14 protein-coding genes are annotated in these 19,241 nt (G+C 56.8%); 2 read left to right on the forward strand and 12 right to left on the reverse strand.

The annotated features are described in order from the left end of the window. The first annotated feature begins 126 nt into the window (after window positions 1–126). Both R1Z03_RS16010 and R1Z03_RS16015 read left to right on the forward strand, forming a co-directional pair. On the forward strand, window positions 127–2,124 hold the full coding sequence (locus tag R1Z03_RS16010; protein WP_317352692.1) for a tetratricopeptide repeat protein: 1,998 nt from the start codon (window positions 127–129) through the stop codon (window positions 2,122–2,124). A 74-nt stretch (window positions 2,125–2,198) separates the two neighbouring features. After that, on the forward strand, window positions 2,199–3,977 hold the full coding sequence (locus tag R1Z03_RS16015) for a glycosyltransferase (protein WP_317360401.1): 1,779 nt from the start codon (window positions 2,199–2,201) through the stop codon (window positions 3,975–3,977). Between the two features lie 61 nt (window positions 3,978–4,038). Here R1Z03_RS16015 and R1Z03_RS16020 read toward each other — a convergent pair whose 3' ends face one another. The 12 genes from R1Z03_RS16020 to R1Z03_RS16075 form a co-directional block, all read right to left on the reverse strand. Beyond that, the gene (locus R1Z03_RS16020; RefSeq protein ID WP_317352695.1) at window positions 4,039–5,172 is read right to left on the reverse strand and encodes an acyltransferase; all 1,134 of its coding nucleotides are present in this window, start codon (window positions 5,170–5,172) and stop codon (window positions 4,039–4,041) included. A 10-nt stretch (window positions 5,173–5,182) separates the two neighbouring features. After that, window positions 5,183–6,262, reverse strand: coding sequence for a glycosyltransferase (locus tag R1Z03_RS16025; RefSeq protein ID WP_317352698.1), 1,080 nt, complete (start codon window positions 6,260–6,262; stop codon window positions 5,183–5,185). Next, window positions 6,259–7,401 (reverse strand): glycosyltransferase, encoded by a 1,143-nt coding sequence (locus R1Z03_RS16030; RefSeq protein WP_317352700.1) that lies wholly within the window; start codon window positions 7,399–7,401, stop codon window positions 6,259–6,261. The genes R1Z03_RS16025 and R1Z03_RS16030 overlap by 4 nt, the downstream gene beginning before the upstream one ends. A 4-nt stretch (window positions 7,402–7,405) precedes the next feature. Next, entirely contained in the window at window positions 7,406–8,590 is a 1,185-nt protein-coding gene (locus R1Z03_RS16035) for a hypothetical protein (protein WP_284429884.1), read from the reverse strand. Further along, window positions 8,568–10,454, reverse strand: coding sequence for an asparagine synthase (glutamine-hydrolyzing) (gene asnB, locus R1Z03_RS16040; RefSeq protein WP_317352705.1), 1,887 nt, complete (start codon window positions 10,452–10,454; stop codon window positions 8,568–8,570). Before asnB (R1Z03_RS16040) ends, R1Z03_RS16035 begins: the two co-directional genes overlap by 23 nt. 2 nt (window positions 10,455–10,456) lie before the next feature. After that, window positions 10,457–11,422 (reverse strand): hypothetical protein, encoded by a 966-nt coding sequence (locus R1Z03_RS16045; RefSeq protein ID WP_317352708.1) that lies wholly within the window; start codon window positions 11,420–11,422, stop codon window positions 10,457–10,459. Between the two features lie 107 nt (window positions 11,423–11,529). Then, window positions 11,530–12,393, reverse strand: a complete 864-nt coding sequence (locus R1Z03_RS16050) for an NAD(P)-dependent oxidoreductase (protein ID WP_284429881.1) — start codon at window positions 12,391–12,393, stop codon at window positions 11,530–11,532. Next, the gene (locus R1Z03_RS16055; protein WP_317352712.1) at window positions 12,390–13,427 is read right to left on the reverse strand and encodes a hypothetical protein; all 1,038 of its coding nucleotides are present in this window, start codon (window positions 13,425–13,427) and stop codon (window positions 12,390–12,392) included. Before R1Z03_RS16055 ends, R1Z03_RS16050 begins: the two co-directional genes overlap by 4 nt. 231 nt (window positions 13,428–13,658) lie before the next feature. Next, a complete protein-coding gene (locus R1Z03_RS16060) occupies window positions 13,659–15,179 on the reverse strand; it encodes a glycosyltransferase (RefSeq protein ID WP_317352714.1) in 1,521 nt (506 codons plus the stop codon). Beyond that, window positions 15,172–17,061 carry an asparagine synthase (glutamine-hydrolyzing) gene (gene asnB / locus R1Z03_RS16065; RefSeq protein ID WP_284429878.1) on the reverse strand — a complete coding sequence of 630 codons (1,890 nt, stop codon included), beginning with the start codon at window positions 17,059–17,061 and terminating at the stop codon, window positions 15,172–15,174. The genes R1Z03_RS16060 and asnB (R1Z03_RS16065) overlap by 8 nt, the downstream gene beginning before the upstream one ends. A gap of 10 nt (window positions 17,062–17,071) precedes the next feature. After that, entirely contained in the window at window positions 17,072–18,067 is a 996-nt protein-coding gene (locus R1Z03_RS16070) for an NAD-dependent epimerase/dehydratase family protein (RefSeq protein ID WP_284429877.1), read from the reverse strand. A gap of 70 nt (window positions 18,068–18,137) precedes the next feature. Then, complete coding sequence (locus R1Z03_RS16075) at window positions 18,138–19,241, reverse strand: DegT/DnrJ/EryC1/StrS family aminotransferase (RefSeq protein ID WP_317352720.1); 1,104 nt, start codon at window positions 19,239–19,241, stop codon at window positions 18,138–18,140.

A 19,241-nucleotide genomic window follows, 5' to 3' on the forward strand; every position in this document is an offset into this window, starting at 1 on the left:
GGGCCTGGAGGCATCCCGCATCCGGCGGTGCCAAGCGGGTGCGAAAATTCCATCGCTTAGACTTCCCGGCTGCCTGCGCGCACTGCCACGCACCGCTGCGCCCGTCCACCTGCTTTCTATCCGCCCATGGCCAAACCGTCCATTTCCCTTGCTGTATTCGGCATCGCCGTTCTGGCGGCCGTGCTGGCCATCTACCTGCCCGGCTGGAACCATGCGTTGCTGTTCGACGATCTGCGGCTTTCCGACGGCGCGATCTTCGGTAGCTACGGCAGCCTGCTCACCTTCAAGCAGCGGATGCTGTCATATGGCAGCTTCATCTGGGTGGACTCCTTGGCTGGCCCCGGCTGGGGCAAGCAGCGGCTCGTGAACATTGCACTGCACCTGGCCACGGTGGCCGCGCTGTATGCGCTGGTGCGTGACCTGCTGGCCCGCACGCGCTTCCCGGAGGAATTCGAATCGCAGCCGCATTTCGGCCTGTCGCAACAGGCGGCGGTGCGGGTGGGCGTGGCACTGTTCGCGGTCAATCCCATGGCGGTGTATGCCGTGGCGTACCTGGTGCAGCGCTCGATCGTCATGGCCACGCTGTTCTCGGTGCTGGCGTGCTGGTGTTTCGTGCGGGGCCTGTCCGGCCGGGGCGTGCTCTGGTATGGCCTGGCCCTGCTGAGCTACGTGGCGGCGGTGCTGTCCAAGGAACATGCGGTCATGGTCGCTGCGATGAGCGTGCCGCTGTATATCCATGTCCGCCGCCCGAGCTGGAAGACGGTCGCCACGCTGGCTGGCGCATCCGCCGCGCTGATCGCGGTGGCAGCGGTGGTCTTTTTCGGCATCTACGGCGAATTCATCGGCAAGCTCTTCGACCAGCGCTCGCTGGACTTCGCCCAGCAGCTGGAGCGCCTGAGCCCGGGGATCACGCAGCGCATGTACCCGCTCAGCATCCTGAACGAGGCGGCGCTCTTCTTTGCCTACGGGTTCCTGTGGTTCTTCCCCAACGTGATGTGGATGTCGGTGGACCTGCGGCCCGCGTTCCCGTTGTCGTATGCCGCGTTCCCGCAGATCCTGGGCATCTTCGGCTATTTGGCGCTGTGGGCCGCCGCGCTCTGGGCCGTGCTGCGCCGCCGCGGGGCGTTGAGCCTCGTGGGCGTGGCGCTGATGTTCCCGCTGCTGCTGTATGTGACCGAATTCGCGACCGTGTGGGTGCAGGATCCGTTCGTGCTCTACCGCAGCTATCTCTGGGCCATCGCCGTGCCGGTGCTGGTCGCCATCGTGCTGACCGGCTTCAAGCCAAAAACCATTTACGTGCTGGGCTGCATGGTGGGCCTGGTGTTCAGCCTGCTGGCATTCGAGCGGGTGGAATCCCTGCGGGACGACTACGCCGCCTGGGGCGATGCGGCCGAAAAGATCGACCTGCAGGCATCGCCGAGCGCCGTGGGCCGCTGGCGTCCGTTCCTGAACCTCGGGGCCTACCACCTCGATCGCGGTTCGGTGGCCGAGGCCCAGAAGAGCTTTGCCACCGCCGAGGCGCTGGGATCGCTGCAGGGCTCCGCCCGCTTCAATATCGGCGTCGCGCTGCAGCAGCAAAAAAAGCACACCGAAGCCTTGGCGGCCTTCGCAGAAGCGGAAAAGCAGGGATTCACCGACCTGCCGCTGTACTACCACCGGGGCGAATCGGCCTTTGCGCTGGGGCAGTTCGCCGCGGCGTATGACGCCTTCACCCAGGGCATGACACGCGCAGCCGAAGGCATCACCGACAAGGAGGTCGAGCGCATGCGCGAATCCATGCGCATGCGCCGTGCCGAAGCCGCCATCGGCGCGCAACGGTACGACGATGCCATCAGCGATTTCACCGCGTTGGTGAAGGCCAGCCCCAACAACCAGCGCCTGATGCTGGGCCTGGGCATGGCGCAGGTGGGCAAGGGCGATGCGAAGGCGGCGATCGCGCTGTTCGACCAGATCATCGCGCGCACCCCCAACGCAGCGCCGGCGTACTACGGGCGGGCCATGGCCCACCGCGCGGCCGGCCGCCTGGACGACAGCCTCAAGGACCTGGACCGCGCCATCGCGATCGATCCGCGCAATCCGCAGTACCCGCAGGTGCGTGCCCAGGTGGCGGCCCTGAAGAAATAGCCTGAGGCAGCGAGACCCCTGTGGCACTGCGCGTCCTGCACATCGGCAAGTTCTTTCCGCCCTATCTGGGCGGCATGGAAGTGTTTCTGGCCGACCTCATCGAGGCCCAGCGGGCCCAGGGCATCGAGGCGTTCGCGCTGGTACACGGAACGCCCTTGCCGGACGACCCGCCCTGGCTGGTGCGGGTGCCGGTGCAGTTCAACCTGGTCTATGCCCCCATCGCCCTGGGCTTTCGCTCGGCGCTGGGAAAGGCCATCCGGCACTTTCAGCCCGATGTGCTGCACCTGCACCTGCCCAACAACTCTGCGCTGTGGGCCCTGACACTGCCTGCGGCCCGCAAGGTGCCGTGCGTGGTGCACTGGCATTCCGACATCGTCGTCTCGGACATCAAGTTGTCCGTGGCGATGGCGTATTTTCTGTACCGCCCGTTCGAGCACGCGGTGCTGGACCGGGCGCAGTTGATTTTCGCCACGTCGCCCCCCTACCTGGAGGCCAGCCGGGCGCTGCAGCCGTGGCGCAGCAAGTGCGAGGTCATTCCGCTGGGCATCAACCTGCACCGCCCTCCCCCGCCCACCGCCTTGCGCAGTGGACTGCAATGGAGACCCGAAACCCAGCTGCGGCTTCTGTCCATCGGTCGGCTCACCTACTACAAGGGGTTCGAGACACTGATCCAGGCCGTGCAGGCCATGCCGGGGGTTGAACTTTTGATCGCCGGCGAAGGCGAGTTGCGGGTGTCGCTGGAGGCCCTGATCCGGGATACCACGCCCGCCGGCCGTGAACCTGCAGTGCGCCTGGTCGGCTCGGTGCTCGATGCGGAAAAACACGCCTTGCTGGAAGGCTGCGACGTCTTTTGCCTGGCGTCGCGCGAGCGCACCGAGGCGTTCGGCATCGTGTTGCTGGAGGCCATGATGCACAAGCGCCCCTGCGTGGTGACGGACCTGCCCGGCTCCGGCATGCCCTGGGTGGTGGCCTACGCCCGTGCCGGGCTGCATGTGCCCATCGAAGACGTGGAGAGCTGGCGCAGTACCCTGGCGCGCCTGCAGCACGACACGCGGCTGCGCATCCAGTTCGGCGAGGCGGGCTACCAGGCGCTGCTCCAGCATTTCGACATTGCCCAGTGCGAACGCGCACTGGCGCACCAATACCAATACCTGGCCCTGGGCAGCACGCCGGCCGCGCCCAATCCACGCGTGCTCGTGGTGATCTCCACCCGCAACCATGCGGCAAGCATCCAGCACCTCATCCAGCGCGTTCGCGCGCTGGTGGGGGCCGACGTGCTCGTGGTGGACAACCGCAGCACGGATGGCACCTGCCATCTGGCCGAAAGCACAGGAGCGCGGGTGCTGCGTCCTTTGCTGGCGATGACCACCTGGGGGAGCTTGCAAACGGGGCTTCGCTACGGACTGGCCCGCGGCTACGACGGGGTGATCACCATCGACGCGGAAGGCCGCTATGAGGTGGAAGAAATTAAAACACTCCTGGATCAGCGGTATCAGGGAGACGTCGTCGTAGGCTTTTTCCCAGCGCGCATGAGTTGGATTCGCCGACTCGCCTGGCAGTGGTTTCGCTGGATCACAGGATTTGCGCTACGGGATTTCGTGTCCGGCTTCCGGCTCTATAACCGTCGTTCACTGGAGGCAGCCACCTCGACAGAGGCCACTTTGCTCGACTACCAAGACATCGGAACGCTGTTGCTCCTGCGGCGCCGTGGTCTTCGCATTGCAGAAGTAGCGCTGTCCATGCAGACCTTGAAGGTGGACAAATCGAAGATTTTTCAATCTTGGGCGAACGCCGTTCGATACATAGCCGTATCGTCTCTGCTATCCATTGCGCACTGGCGCTCCAAGTCTTAATTGTTGACCGACGGCAGGCCTTTGCGAGAACTGCCTGCGCAGTTCGATGGCATCCCGTCAATTAGACGGGCACCGTCCGCGCGGCGCCTTGCCACCGTTGTGCGAGAACGCGGCCTCGTTCGCGCAACGGCTTTTCAATGAGTTGATAAGACATTTCGGCAGCGACAAAGATCAACACTATCGTTCCAAATATCTGGTAGTCCATTATTTTCTGAGGTGCCCAATGGGTCCCCAGAAGCGAGTCCGCACTGAGAAGCAAAAAAGCGACCGGAATATGGCACAAGTAAATCGCATACGATCGCTTACCCAGGTAGCCGAAGACCTTTCCTGCCCAGGCGCGGAATTCAAACGCCTTGAGTTGCAGCACTGAAATTGCAACGATCAAGCAACAACAAATATCCAATACCCCCACCATGAACCATACGCCCCGCATGTGAACAGGTATCGCCATGATCGCAAGAAGCAGCAGAATTTGAACGGCAAACAGCAACTGCGACCTATTTGCCAACCTTCCCCTCACATTCAAATAGTGGCTTGTGAACGTCCACAGATAGATAAAGCAACCCAGTATCAGCGCGTCATATCTCACCATGAATATTATTTTTGACTGGTCGACGGGACGAGGAAGCAAAAGCTGTACAACCGCCGCCACCAGCAAAACGGCAAACACCTTTTTTCTTGGCAAGAAGATCAGCAGGAGTGGAAAAATAATATAAAACTGCTCTTCTATCGACAGCGACCAATAAATTGACAGCTGCGGAATCACATCAAAAGTCAGATATATATTCTCCACAGAGAGAATGGATGCCCCAAAATGCCATATGACTTTTGAAACATCTCCAAATTTACCAACCCCCTGAAAATACCAACTAAAGAAGAGAACGACAGCCGCCCAGAAAAAAGCCTGCGGAAATATTCTGAAAAATCGTTTTACAAAGAAAATCTTAAGCCCATCGGTGTTGGCGCTCCATCCATCGCCAACGCGCAACAAGGCATGCAGCTGCTTGGAGATGACAAAACCGGATATGACGAAAAACAGATCCACGCCACCCCAAAACTGGGCCACATTTTGAATGACATACGCATACCATTCATTATTTTCATGGGTAAAAAAACCCAGGTGCGCCACCAATGTCATGACAATGGCCACGGCCCTCAGGTTGTCAACCTCTTTAATATGGGGATTCGAACTCATTAATTACCAGCTATCCCAAATGCTTTTTCATTGATTGAATGAACTGCTTTTCGCTGAACAATACCGCTCGCCGCCGGCACAGTTCCGAGAGCGTAGGCCCCACAGACATTTCCATTTCTTCCACCGCGTCGATCAGCGCTTCGATGCTGGGCGGCGGATTCAATAGCAGTCCAGTCTCTGCCGGAACGACGGTTTCCAACAACCCCCCTTCGGCCACACCGATCACGGGTTTGCCTGCAGCCATGGCCTCCACTGGCGACATGCCAAAGTCCTCGTCCACCGGCAGGTAGATCACGCAGCGAGCGTTGCCTACCCAGCGCCGCAGCGCGTCATCGGCCTGCCAGCCGGTGAACCGGATGTTGGGCGACTCTCCGGCGATCGCTTTCAATCGCTCCAGCTCCGGCCCGCCAGAGAGCACCACCAGGGAGCGCTCGGGCATCTGAAGGAAAGCTCGCACGATCACATCCACCCGCTTGTTGGGCACCAGTCGTGCGGTAGAGAGGTAGTAGCCCTCATCGGCCAAAAACCGAAAGTGCTGTATGGCCACAGGGGGGTAGACCACCTCGGCATCCAACCCTGTATACCGCTGGAGCCGTGCGCGAACGTTCTCCGAGTTCACAAAAATGCGATCCATCCGGCCGATGGCCGCTTCGTACTGCTTGCGAAACCACCGCACGAAGATTGCGTAGAACGGCCGAAGCCACCACGGAAAACCCGCCAGCGTGCTGTCGTACAGGTCGTAGGCGAATCGGGGGATGGTGTGGCAATAGTAAAAGCGCCGGCCAGACCGCTGCTGGTAGACCGCCAGCGGGGCATAGAAGCCGCTGTAGAGCACGGTGTGGGCATCGTGCAACCGTCCGGCCCGAAACCGGAAGCACCACATGCTTTCCAGAATGCGCGGCAGGCGCGCAGACCAGCCACCCCGCAACTCCTGCACTTGGGCAGTGGAGGCATCCAGCAAGGGTTGGGCGTCAGGGTAGCACCGGCTAACCAGGGTCTGAAAGTCCGGAAAGGCCTCAGCCAGCGTGAGCGTGACCCGTTCCGCGCCTCCGGCCACCTGCATGAAGTCGTAGAGAAGGTAGTTTTTCATGCCAGCAACATCTCCAGACGGGCCAGCATGGTCTGAGCGCGCGTACTCCAGTCGTGGGCTTGCACGAAGTCTTTCGCGAAGCTTGCAGGGCGAACCTGCGCCTGCTCCCGGGCCTGAACGATGGCATCGGCGAATGTCCGCGCATCGTTGCCGTAGCAGGCCAGATCACCCATTCCGTGGCGCAAAGCGCCCAGATCGGTGCTGGCCACGCCCAATCCGGCTGCGATGTATTCATAGAACTTCAGAGGGCGCTCGACATAGCGCATGCGGCCCTCGGCCTCGCAAAAAGGAATCAGACCCACTTCATGGCTTTGGAGAACCGCTGGCAGTTCCGCACGGCCAACGCTGCCGCGCCATTGGAGGTTGGGCGGCCATCCGTGCTGCGGGGGCGTACCAGGGGCGTACACCGCAAAGGTCCAATCGGGAAGCAAACGCGCGGCCTGGGCGAGCAAGCCGGTGTCCAGCCAAGCCGTGAGCCCGCCGACATAGACCGCGCTGCGCGGCTGCCGCACCACCGGGCTTTGCGTGGCAGGCATCAAAAGACGGGCCTCTACCCCATTGGGAATGTGCACCACCTCACCCTGCGGGTTCAGCGCACGGGCATATTCCGCCAGGGGTTCAGAGACGGCCCACACTTCATCAAAATCGGGGCCACCCACCATGGACCCGAGCGCGTTGATGAGCACCGGGTGCAGATCGCGAGCGAACCCCTGCGGCCAATCGTTGAGGCGGCAGATCTTGGCGCGGGCCGTGATCTGGTGCAGCAGCAACATGTTGGGTGCGACATCGGCAATGCATGCGTCGAACGGCACGTCGCGCAATGGCGACGGGCAGCGTTGGCCATACGCCGCCAATTGCCAAGGCCAACGCAGAAAAAGCCGATGCGCGGGAAACATCGATTGAAGGCTCCACTCGGTGAGACCTTGCGAAATGCCCACTGCTCGCTGCGGCATCCCATGTCCCCATGCTCTCGCCAGCCGGGCATGGCGCTGGCGGCCCACCACGTCCAGCGGGGAGGAGAGCGTGGGCACATAGTCGACCGACCAGCCCGCCGCCGCCAGCGCGTGCGCCAGATGCTGAGAACCCACCTTGGTGCCGCCGTCGATGAACGACTGGGTTCCGAGAACAATCGCGCGCATGGCGTCAATGCACCGGGCAGGCACGGTCGGCCAGCAAGCCGCGCACCTCGTCACGAAGCCATTGGCGAGTGGCCGCCGCATTGAACCGCTGGCTGGCCAAGTCCGAAGCGCGCTTCATGGCATCGATGTCCTGGGGTGTGAGGCGCGAGAGATGCGCGGCCAGGTCTGCTGCCTCGAAACTGCCGCTGACCACGCCGCAACCAAGCTCGGTCACCAGCGCTTGCATCTCAGGCGACGGACCGATGGCGATGGCCAGGCGTGCCTGCATGAATTCGAAGAACTTGTTGGGCAGTGCATGCAGGTAATTGAAATTGGTGGGGGGCAGCAGGAACAACCCGATGTCATAGCCGTTGGTGTGCGCGGCAATATCGCGCATGGGCACTGGCGGAATGAACCGGATGCGCGAATGCGGGGCCGCCCGATGCTTCAACGCGGCGAGGTAAGCAGGATCTTGCTCCATCAGCATCAGGTCGAGGCTGAAGCGATCGTCCAGATGGTCCATGAGGTCGATCATCACCTCGATCTTGCGCGAGGCGATGGCTGCGCCGTGGTGGATCAGCCGAATACGGTCAGCATGCGTTGGCTTCACCGGCAAGTTCTCTGGCTCGGGGCAATTGGGCATGACGGATACCGCAACGCCGTAGCACCGCTCGTATTCGCGCGCGATGCCTGCACACACGGTGCTCATGCGCGCAACCTGTGGCAGCGCATCGCGGCAGGTGGCATCGAAGAAAGGCCCCAGCAACGTGCGCCACGCCCAAAGGTCTTCGAACTCCCGCGGCGCGTACTCGTGCGCGTCGAGCCACACGGGCGCACTGCCCGCCAACCGCAGCGCCATGGGCAGAGCCATGACATCGTTGGCCAATACCAGGTCGAAACCCGCTGGCACCTGCGCTGCGGCCTTTTCCAGCGCGCGGATCTGAGGGTGTTGCCAGTAATAGGCGTCGTAGCGTCGAAAGGCCAGACGCAGCGCATTGCGCAAAACCCCTTTGCGATCCGCACGAGGCTGTTCGACGGAGGTGAAATGCAGCATCCCGGGTGGGCATTCTCCGAACCCCAGCACATGGACTTCATGCTCGTCCTTCAGCGCCCCGTACTGGCGCATCACGCGGGGATCGGAGGCAATGGGTGAAAGCGACAACAGCATCAGACGGGCCACGGCCACCTCATTCAGCAAAATGCCGCGCATGCCAGCGCGTGAAGTTGATCCAGCGCCACACTTGCCAACTGAACGGACGCTGCCCGGCAACGACCTGATCGAACGCCTTCAGCACCTCGTCCTGGCGAAAGAACGGCAAACCCAGCGGGTACCGCAACCATTCCCGCACCTGCGGCGCCATTTGCAAAAGCCACGCTTGTTCAGGCGTGGCGAAGCCGATCTTGTCCCGGCGATCCAGCACTTCCTGCGGCACCAGGCCACGCATTGCTCGGCGCAATAGATGCTTGGTCTCACCTTGGGGCGACACCAGGTATTCCTCAGGCAGCGTCAGCAGAAAATCGGCCAGCCCCGTCGTAAGGAACGGGACCCGGCTTTCCACCGAGAACCGCATGGAATTGCGATCACCATGGCGCAAAAGCCCAGGCAGGCCGACGCCATGCAGCGAGCGGGCCAACTCTGCCACCAAACGGCGTCCCGGTGCCGTCTGGGGAGGCAGTTCTCGTGGGAAACGCAGCGCCACGCCTGCATCGGCCAGTACCTGTCCATCCAGCCAAGGCGGGCAGGCCTTCGCACCGTTCACGCGGCGCAGCGTTTGGTAGGCGGAATCGCTGGTGTATTCCGCTACTGCAGCCTTGAACCCGTCCAGCGACGCCCTGCCAGGCCAACGCCCCCAATCCCGCAAGAATGCAGCCGCACCCAGCCACTGCCCTTCGTCCAGGAGACTGCGTACGCGCGGCCCAGGATAGCCGACATAACCGCCGCACAGTTCATCCGCGCCTTGTCCATCGAGCGTCACGGTCACACCGTGCTCCCGTGCCAGCTGAAACACCCGGTATTGGGCATAAATGCTGGTGCTGCCGAAGGGCTCACCCTGCGTCTCGATCATGTCGTCCAGATCGGCTGCAAGCTCCTGCGGCGTGATGCTCAGCTTGTGCGAAACCGCACCAACGTGCGCAGTCATGCGGTCGACCCACTGCTCTTCCGAAACCGAGTCCCCGGCCGCAACGAAGCTGAACGTGTGGATGGTCGCTTCGGGCTCAAGGTGCCGCATGCAACCCACGATCGTGGAGGAATCCAGGCCACCTGATAACGCGGCCCCCAGGGGCACATCGCTGCGCAGATGAAGCCGCACGCTGTCCAACAGATGGCTGCGAAGCGCCTGCGCCGCGTCGTCGATCGTCAGCCGTTGAACAGGGGCAATTTTTGGCGACCACCAGCGCTGCAGATCCAGACGCTGGGAGTCCAGGTCGTAGGTGAAACGGTGTCCCGGTGGCAGCGCACGGACTTCGGCAAAGAAGGTGCGTTCGCCAGTGTCATAAGCACCATGCGCCAGATAGTCATAGGCGATCTGCCAGTCAAGTGCCGGGGTGAACGATCGCAATGCCTGGACCGCCGGGATCTCGGAGGCGAAACAGAAATTTCGATCATCCTGGTGGTAGTAAAGCGGCTTGATGCCAAAAGCGTCGCGGGCACCATGCAGCAAGTTCGTTTCGCGGTCGAAGATGACGAAGGCGAACATGCCGACCAACCGGGCAAGTGCCGCCTGACCCCATTGGGCCCAAGCCTGCAGCAGCACTTCGGTGTCGGACGCCGAGTGGACATGGCGGCCAAGAGATTGAAGTTCTGAACGGAGCTCGCGATAGTTGTAAATCTCTCCGTTGAAGACCAGCAAGAATCGCCCGTCCCGGCTCGCCATGGGCTGGTGTGCTGCATCGGTCAGGTCGATGACACTGAGACGGGTGTGTCCGAGGTGCATTTGGCCATCGGGTAACCACACGCTCGACAACCCATGATCGTCGGGGCCCCGGCGCCCCAACTTCGAAAGGCCCAGCTTGAGCCTGGCCTCAGCATTGTCGAGACGGCCAGCGCCATACAAACCAAGAATGCCGCACATGCTTATTTCGCCTTCAACGCTTCTTCGTACTTGGCCACGGTCAATGAAGCGACATGAACGGGGTCATGCCACCTGCGGGCATATTCAAAGCAGGCTTCTGCGTGTCCGGTTAACTTTGCGGGTGAATCCAATAACCCCTCAAGAACCTCTTCAATGGTGTTCGGATCTGCCTGGATGACGGCTTGCAAAAGCTCTTCGCGCATCGGTCCAGGCACCGCATGTGCATCCCGTGCATCTATCCGCACGACGACAGGCTTTCCCAGCATCATCGTTTCGACTGCGAATGCTCCATACCAGCCTATCAATAACTGGTCCACGATGACATCCGCGGCCCCATAGATTTCCAGCGCCTCGGCATGCGACTTGCCCTCGACCAACACAAGTTCGATGGCGTCGGGATGTCGCCTGTTAATTTGTTCCACCGCGTTCAGAAGAAACGCAGTGCCCTTGATTTCGCGGTTGGTAGGGGCATGCGCGACACGCAGGCGACGCCTGCCCTCGTTCCGCTGCGGCCTCGCTTTCTCCACAATGGGCACGGCATATGGAAGGAATCCAGACCGCTGGCTGGGCAAAAAGGGGAGCAAGTCGGGATTCAACGCCCAGAGGTGCTGGGCATGGCGTTCCATCTTGATGATTCCAGCCTCACGGCTCCTGTCGAGGGCTGGTCCGCAATCCCGGACGACGCAATGCTCACAGGCGCTAAAGCCTCCCTTGGCCAGCGTGGGCAATTTCTGACGGGCATCGCACCCGTTATAGGTCGCAAACAAGGCCGCTGTGTCAGGGTAGAAAGGCAGTTCAAGGTGCTGCAGATTGATCCCACGCATCGTGAACAATGACGAGCCCCAGTTGAAGTGAAATACGTCATAGCGCGCTCTCACAGACAGGAACGCCTTGAGCAGGAGGTACCACCTTCCCAATGCCGTACTGGAACCGCTGAGATCGACGATCGAGTCGGCAGGGTAGTCCAAATAGGACGTCTGAGTCACCAAAGTATCGCTGTGCACACCCAATGACCGTTCACCCCTGGAAAGGGCCCAGGCATTGTTGCCAATAGAGGTGGGAAGGTGAAGAACCCTCATTGCGAGGCTTCTAGCACCTTTTGAATGCCCTCTTTGAATGGGGTCAGCGGAGGGGTGTAGTGAGAGCGGAACAGAGACGTGTCCCCGATCAGATCTCCTGCCCGCTCATGATCGTTCACGGCCACCTGCGGCGAGGTACCAGCCACTTCGCCAATGATTTCCACCATCTGCCGGATCGAAAGCACTTCATCGCCTGCAAAGTTCATGACCGGCACACCGCGAATCCCAGCCACCATTTCGATGGCCCGCACAGTGTCATCGATATAGATGGGATTGGTTCTCAACCCTTCAGGCTGGGCCTCCGCAGCTGAGGGCTGGCGATCGACGGTCACGGTTTCACCCCGTGTCACGCGCGCTATGAGATTGGGGATGAGCTTGTCTGCTTGGCCGGGCCCGTACACGCCGAAAATCCTAAGGCATGTCAGGTCCATTCCACCGGCGGCCAGGCGCAAACCTTCCTCGCCCATTATTTTCGATAGCGAATACCAGTTCCCACGTTCCAGCGTGGAATGCTCCTTGAATGCATCAAAAGATGCTTGGTAGACGTTTCCCGTCGATGCGTAAATAAACTTGGAAACGTTCGATGCCTGAGCAGCGATCGCAACATGGACCGCACTGACGCAATTGACCGCCAGAAGATGGGGGGCCCGCTGAGGCAACTGCCGATAGAACGGCGACTGAGCCAGATACACCACAACGTCGACCTGTGCCAAATCCAACTCGGGCAACAGTCCTGTGGTTGGGTCGATGCCTCCTGCCAGCGAGGAGCTAACCTTGTCGACAGAGTGCCCCTGTTTGATCAAATGCTCGCAAAGAAACCGGCCTATATAACCACCAGACCCGACAACACAATATCTCATTTAGACACTCCAAGCTCTGTATATGCCTTGCCCAAGCGTTTGGCAAAAGCATCCATAGAATAATGCTTTTCAATAAAATTGCGGCCCTGCAGGCCCCGATTGAGACGTTCCGACCGACTCGCATTCACCCATGATCGAAGTACCTCTTTGATGTTCTCCGGATTGGCATTAATAATGGGAGAGTTTTTTGCATCAATAAGATAGCGCTCCGGTTCGCGAATGAAACACACGACCGGCTTGCTCATGGCCATTGCCTCAAGAGCAAAAAACCCATGAAAACCCACCATGACTTGATCCACAATAATATCCGCCGTTTGGTAGATCTTGAGGGCCTGCTGATTTGGAACCCTCTCAACCAGCACGAGCTCCACAGCCAATCCTTCGGCAGATAATTCAGAAACAGCCGCCTCTATGAATCTCGTGCCCTTGAACATCCGATGGTTGGGAGCGTGGACAATCCGCACCAATGGTGGATTCAATTCAGAAACAGTCTGGATATTTTTATATTTTTCATCGCCAATATCCAGCGGCCAGAAATATAGTGTATTTACGCTTCCGGGAGTGTACTCAATCATGTCCCCCATCGAGAAAATTGCCACGCATTTATCTCGCGCATAGTCATATCGAGGTAGAAACAAGCCTTCATCACAGATACATGCTGAATTCTGAGCGGTGCAATCCGTGCAGCAGTTCGGGTCGCCCAGCGACCGGGTGATGCGCTGGGTGCGGCAATCTCCACCATAGGTCCACGCAAACACATCTACTGCCAACAATTTATAGGTGAAAAGCTCCAATTTGTTGAAGGATCGCATCTTCGCATTCGGCAAGATACCCCCATCCAAATAAATATGAACACGATCAGCGATCAAACAAATGATCCAAAAAGCAATGTATCTATATTGCGTGTTAAAAACTCGCCCAAGAGGAAGCCTTTGAAGATCGAAATCGAATTTATTGGTAATGAAATAGGTATGAGCAACTACCGAATAAGACTTGGCACCTGTCAACCTCTCCGCGCTGGAGTTGATTGCCATATTTAGGATGGGTGCACCAGTCCAAATACTGACAGGCGCTTGCCCTCGCACCCACTTCAATGACATCCTCAGTGCCACAATCAAGGGCAGCAAAAGAATGGAAACCGAATTGAGGAGAGAAATCATTCCTCCACGAAAAATATACATCGGCCAACCTAAAGATCCTGAATCGACACGAACATCATGGCAATATAGCCACCTCTGCGGTCAATGAATAACTATTGCCCGGATTTATGCGGCGATTTCTTTAATCAATCCAACGAGGCGCTCGGCGATCAATCTATTGGAATGATGCTGCAAATACCATTCTCGAGATTCATTCTCAACGCCATTGCGATAGGAAATATCACTTGCGAGTTGTTGTAGACGAGCGGCAACATCAACATGCGACTCCACGCTGATGAGCGGAGGAATCACATCGAAGCAAGCCCTGTGCGGCTCCGGGTCAATATGACACAGGGTCGCCTTTCCACACATCAACGATTTAGCGGCCAAGCTCCCGAAAGCACCTACACCGATTTGATCCACCACGACGTGAGACAGACTGATCATTTCAATCATGTGCTGATTGGGGAGGACCGGTATCCACACCACGGCATCTTCAATACCCAATTTTTTGATAAGCCGTCGGCTATGCTCTATCGTCAACCCCCATTCAGTAAGGACCAAAACAGTTTTGACACTGGTTGCCTTTTTAAATCTTGCAAAGCCTGCGATGATTTTGTCATTTCCCTTTTCCCAACTGGGATCGCGATGCCTATCCCAATGGTGCCGGGCGGGATGAAAGACGATAAATTCCTGTTTGTCAAGGCGCTCGGTACAACTGGGCGGAAGCTGCACCTTCTGAACCTCCTCATTGATCGGATGAGGTATAAATCGATAGTCTTTTAGCTGCAACTTCTTTGCAGCCTTGACGTTGTCGCAGTTGGTGATAATTACTTTATCTGCGGCTTTATAAACGGCTTTGCAGATTCGCCCCAGAGCATCATCGACAAACGGAATTTTCCTGATCGTTCCATGCTCAAAGGCAATATATTTCTTATTGCATATCAGTGGATAAATTCCATCTATGGAATATCCGATAACCGCATCATATTTCTTAAAAACCCGTTCCCACAAAGCTTGATGAAAAAAATAAGGGACTGCCTCTGAGCGCCTCAGGTCACATTTGGTACGTCTGTTGATCTGATCCAAAGTAACGCGTATTTTTGCGAAACGATCCCCACCATTTTTTTTGAATGCAGATTCAGCATAAAAATGCAATCGACACATGACATGCAGAATCGGAACCGAAACCCTCGTCAGCAGGTTGACCAAGGATTTTTGTTTGTATCCGAAAAGCTTCGTCCAAGCATCATTCAAAAGAAGCTCAAGTGTTCCCCCAAATGCGTGGCTGTGCGCTGTCCCGATGATTCGCGATAGACGCCCCATCTTCTGCTCTGGAGCCGCAGCGTCTCCAGCCAGTTCAGCCAGGATTTGACCTAAGGCACCCGAATGAAACCAATTTGGCCTTTGAAATCCTTGCAAATCCAGATTGGCCCAATCCGGATTGAAGTGATCGATTCCCTCAAAATCAAATACCGCATCCTCCCATTCTGGGGTGCCCATGATATGGTAATAATCTGCGCAAATTACATCTGATTCAACGCCGTGCCGAAGAAGCAATTTTGCATTCAGATAAGCATTATTAGCAATATTGCCAATATGCAGCACTTTATAGGGCCTCTCTGTGGAAAGAATTCTCTTATTCATTTTTTATAAATTGTCTGATCATGGATTCCAGACTGATCAGCGACCAGATCTGCAAGCGGTGATTCATTTCCCCACTGCCGTGCTGCCGAACGATCTCATTCACATAATCACGGTTCAAGTATTGATGGGTCAAAGCATTAGGGCTGAGCAAAGTACGCTTGACATAATCAATGCTTTCACCTTTGAACCAACTCGCATCTGGAGCAGAGAACCCCTGCTTTTCACGATCCGTTATCACAGGTGGCAACAATCGCTGCATCACCTGGCGTAAGAGCAGCTTTCCATCTTTGGTTTTCTGAAAATATTTGGCGGTCTTCGCCCCGGGTTCATTTTCATTCAACTTGACGACTTCACCCAAATTTCCAAGCTTCATGCGTGCTGGCAATTGCATTGAAAAATCCACGAGATCATTGTCGAGGAATGGGACTCGCGTTTCGATCCCATGGGCCATGCTCAATTTGTCTTCAACTACCAGTAGCCCGTGGAGGAATGTCCTGGCCTCGAAATACAGGGAGTGATTGATATAGTCTTCCGGCCGGCCAATGTTCTGGGGCCGTTGATGAAAGACGGACTTGAACAGGTCTCGCGAGTCAATGTGCTGAACCTCCGCCCATACCGGAGCCAATGCGGTGGACATTTTCCCCTGGGGAATCAGACGCTGCCAGAAAGCGTGGTACTTATCTATATAGTGATCAAAATCATTATTGACTACCGCTCTATAGTATCGCCACGGATATCCACCGAAGAGTTCATCACCACCGGCACCAGACAGCACAACTTTGACAAATTTACTGGCCAGTTGAGCCGCATAATAATTCGGATAACTTTGTCCTACGCGCGGCTCTTCGATGTGCCACGCCAACTTGGGCATGACTCGCTCCATATCTCCCGCCTTGAGCACCATTTCATAATGCTCAGTTTTGAAGAGATAAGACATATATTCAGCCGTCGGGCGTTCATCAAACCCCAGTTCAATCCCTGAAGCCGAATTCAAATCGAAGCCGCAGGTGAATGTTTTCATGTATGGGATTTGCTGAGCGGCGACTGCTGTGATGGACCCGCTATCCATCCCACCACTCAAATAAGATCCAATGTCTACGTCACTGACCAGTTGCCGAGAGACAGCCTGCACGAACAGGCGATCCAGTTCTTCTGCATACTCCTCCAATTTTCGCGGCGATTCAGGCTCAACGAATTGGTAGTCCCAATAACGGGTGAAACTGGCTTCCACAGATCCAGTGCTGCCTCTTCTAACCGTTGCAAACGTTCCAGCAGGAAAAAGACTGATGCCGCTGAATATGGTTCGATCGGCAAGAAAATTTTGAAAACTCAAATATTCAAACAGCCCGATGGAATCGACTTTAGGATCGACAACGCCGTGTGCAAAAATTGCCTTGATTTCAGAGCCAAAAACAAATGATTTTCCAGAATTGTGATAATAAAGCGGCTTGACCCCGTAGCGATCGCGCGCGAGCGTCAAAGTCCTTTCAGCATTGTCCCAAATTGCCAATGCGAACATGCCGTTGAGGCGGCTGAAACATTTCACGCCCCACTCGACAAATGCATAAAGCAGGACTTCTGTATCGCTGTGGGTATGGAAATGGCGGCCCAAGCTCTCCAGTTCCATACGGATTTCTTTGAAATTGTAGATTTCCCCGTTGTAGGTGATAACGTATCGGCCATCTTCGGAGGCTTTGGGCTGGTGCCCCCCGGGCGAGAGGTCGATAATGGCAAGACGTCGGTGGCCCAAGGCCAACGCTTCATGAACGTAACTTCCTTCGCCATCTGGTCCCCGATGCGCAATCGCATCGGTCATGCGTTTGATCACCACCGCCGAGGCTGGGTATTGGTCCGTGTTGTAATAACCCGCGATGCCGCACACGTTGGATACCTCAGAGGCCGACGGAAGCGCGACGAGCAGCCACCTCTGCTTTATGTGACGCACGCCAATCGATCAGCTTGCGCAAGCCTTCGTCGAGATCGATCTCTGCATTGAATTGAATTTCTTTGCGAGCCTTGTCAGGACTCCCAATGCGGTTGCGCACGAGCGTGGCCTGACTACGGGGTGCATAAGTGATTTCTTTGGTTGAGCCGGTGATACGCAGAAGCTTTTCTGCCAACTCCTTCAACGACGTCCGCTTGCCGGTACCGACGTTGTAGAAAGCGTCAGTCGCGCTGGCCTTCATCGCACAGACGTTAGCCAACGCACAGTCTTCCACGGCAACAAAGTCGAACGCCTCGGAACCATCGCCCATGATGGTAGGGCTATTGCCGCTGTCGATTGCATCGAGCATTTTCATGATCACGGCAATATAGGCACCATGATAATCTTGACGGGGGCCATAAACATTCATGTATCGCAGCCCCACATAATCCAGTCCGTAGCGATGATGGTAAGCCCGCAAAAAAGCCTCACCTGCAATTTTGGTGGCTCCATAGAAATTCTTGTTATTGAATGGATGGTCCTCCGTCATGGGCTCCTCCACTGCATCGCCATAGACAGAAGCTGAAGAGGAATACACCAAGCGCTTCACCCCATTCCTCACACACGCGTCCATTACATTGAAAGTTCCCCGAACATTGGTTTCGAATGCGGTCCTGGGATATTCATGGCATTGAAGGAGCCAAAGCGCCGCCAGATGAAAAACCCCGTCGACGCCCTTGAGAGCAGCATCCAATATGTCTGTCTGCAGAATATCGCCGCCAGCTTCAAAGATTTTTACCCGTGGATCTTTGAGCGACTCCGTTAAATTCTCCATTCGACCGCGTACGAAGTTATCGTAGATCACCACTTCGGCTACGTCTTCTTTCAGTAGCCGGTCAACGGTATGGGATCCGATCAAGCCGCCACCACCGATGATGACGAAGCGTTTGTTTTTGATGTCCATGATCATTCTTTCTAACAATTGATTGGGCCTGCCGATAGGCTTCGATGCGAGGCGACTCCCGACGACGAAATCAGGCAGAGGGGTTTTCGAAATAAAACTGCTGAATAGCCCGGGCTACCAGGGACTGATCCGAGTCGCTCAGGTAAGGGCCCATGGGAAGACTTAAAACTTCATTGGCCAGCTGATCGCCAATGGGGAGTTGCTTGCTGCCATCTTCCACTGCAGGCTGCTTGTTCAGGGGCAACGGATAATGCACCGTGGTGGGTATGTCTAATTTTTTCAGTGCTTGCTGAAGGTCATCGCGATGATTCGACCGGATCGTGTATTGGGCCCAGGCGCTAAGGTTGCCATTTTTGATGGATGGACAAGCTATTTGAGGAATTGGCAGCAATTTGCTTGCGTATTGATCCGCGATCTTTTGGCGCTTGGCAATCTCTTCATCGAAAACCACCAGCTTTCCCAGAAGAACTGCCGCTTGCAATGTATCGAGACGGCTATTCACACCTACGCGAACGTGGTGATAGCGGCGATCCTGTCCATGACGCGAAATCTGACGGAGGACCCGAGCCAATTCCTCGTCACTAGTGAAAATGGCTCCGCCATCTCCATAGCAGCCTAAAGGTTTGCTGGGGAAAAAGCTGGCGCAAGCCAAAGTGGTGAGGTTGCAACTCTTGCGCCCTTTATAGTTGGCACCAAAACTTTGAGCCGCGTCCTCAATGACAGGAATTCGGTATTTGGCGGCTATTTCATTGATACGATCAAATTCAGCGCATTGCCCATACAGGCTGACCGGAATGATGGCCTTCGTACGGGGCGTGATGGCGGCCTCGAGTAATGAGGGATCCAGGTTGTACGTATCCGGCGACACATCTACATATACGGGCCTCGCACCAAGCAGCGCGACCGTCTCGGCAGTGGCGATATACGTAAAACCGGGGGTGATTACCTCGTCTCCAGGCCCAATGCCCAGAGCCATCTGGGCAATTTGAAGCGCATCAGTGCCATTGGCTACCGTAATGCAATATTTGGCTCCGGTGTACGTCGCCAATTGCTCTTCCAGTTCATGCACTTCCGGGCCCAGGATGTACTGGCCATGATCCAGTACTTTCTGAATGCGCACGTCGATATCAGACTTGAGCCGACGGTATTGCGCTCTTAGATCGGTGAATTCCAT

It is taken from the genome of Acidovorax sp. BLS4 (assembly GCF_032929295.1).
GTDB lineage: Bacteria > Pseudomonadota > Gammaproteobacteria > Burkholderiales > Burkholderiaceae_C > Paracidovorax.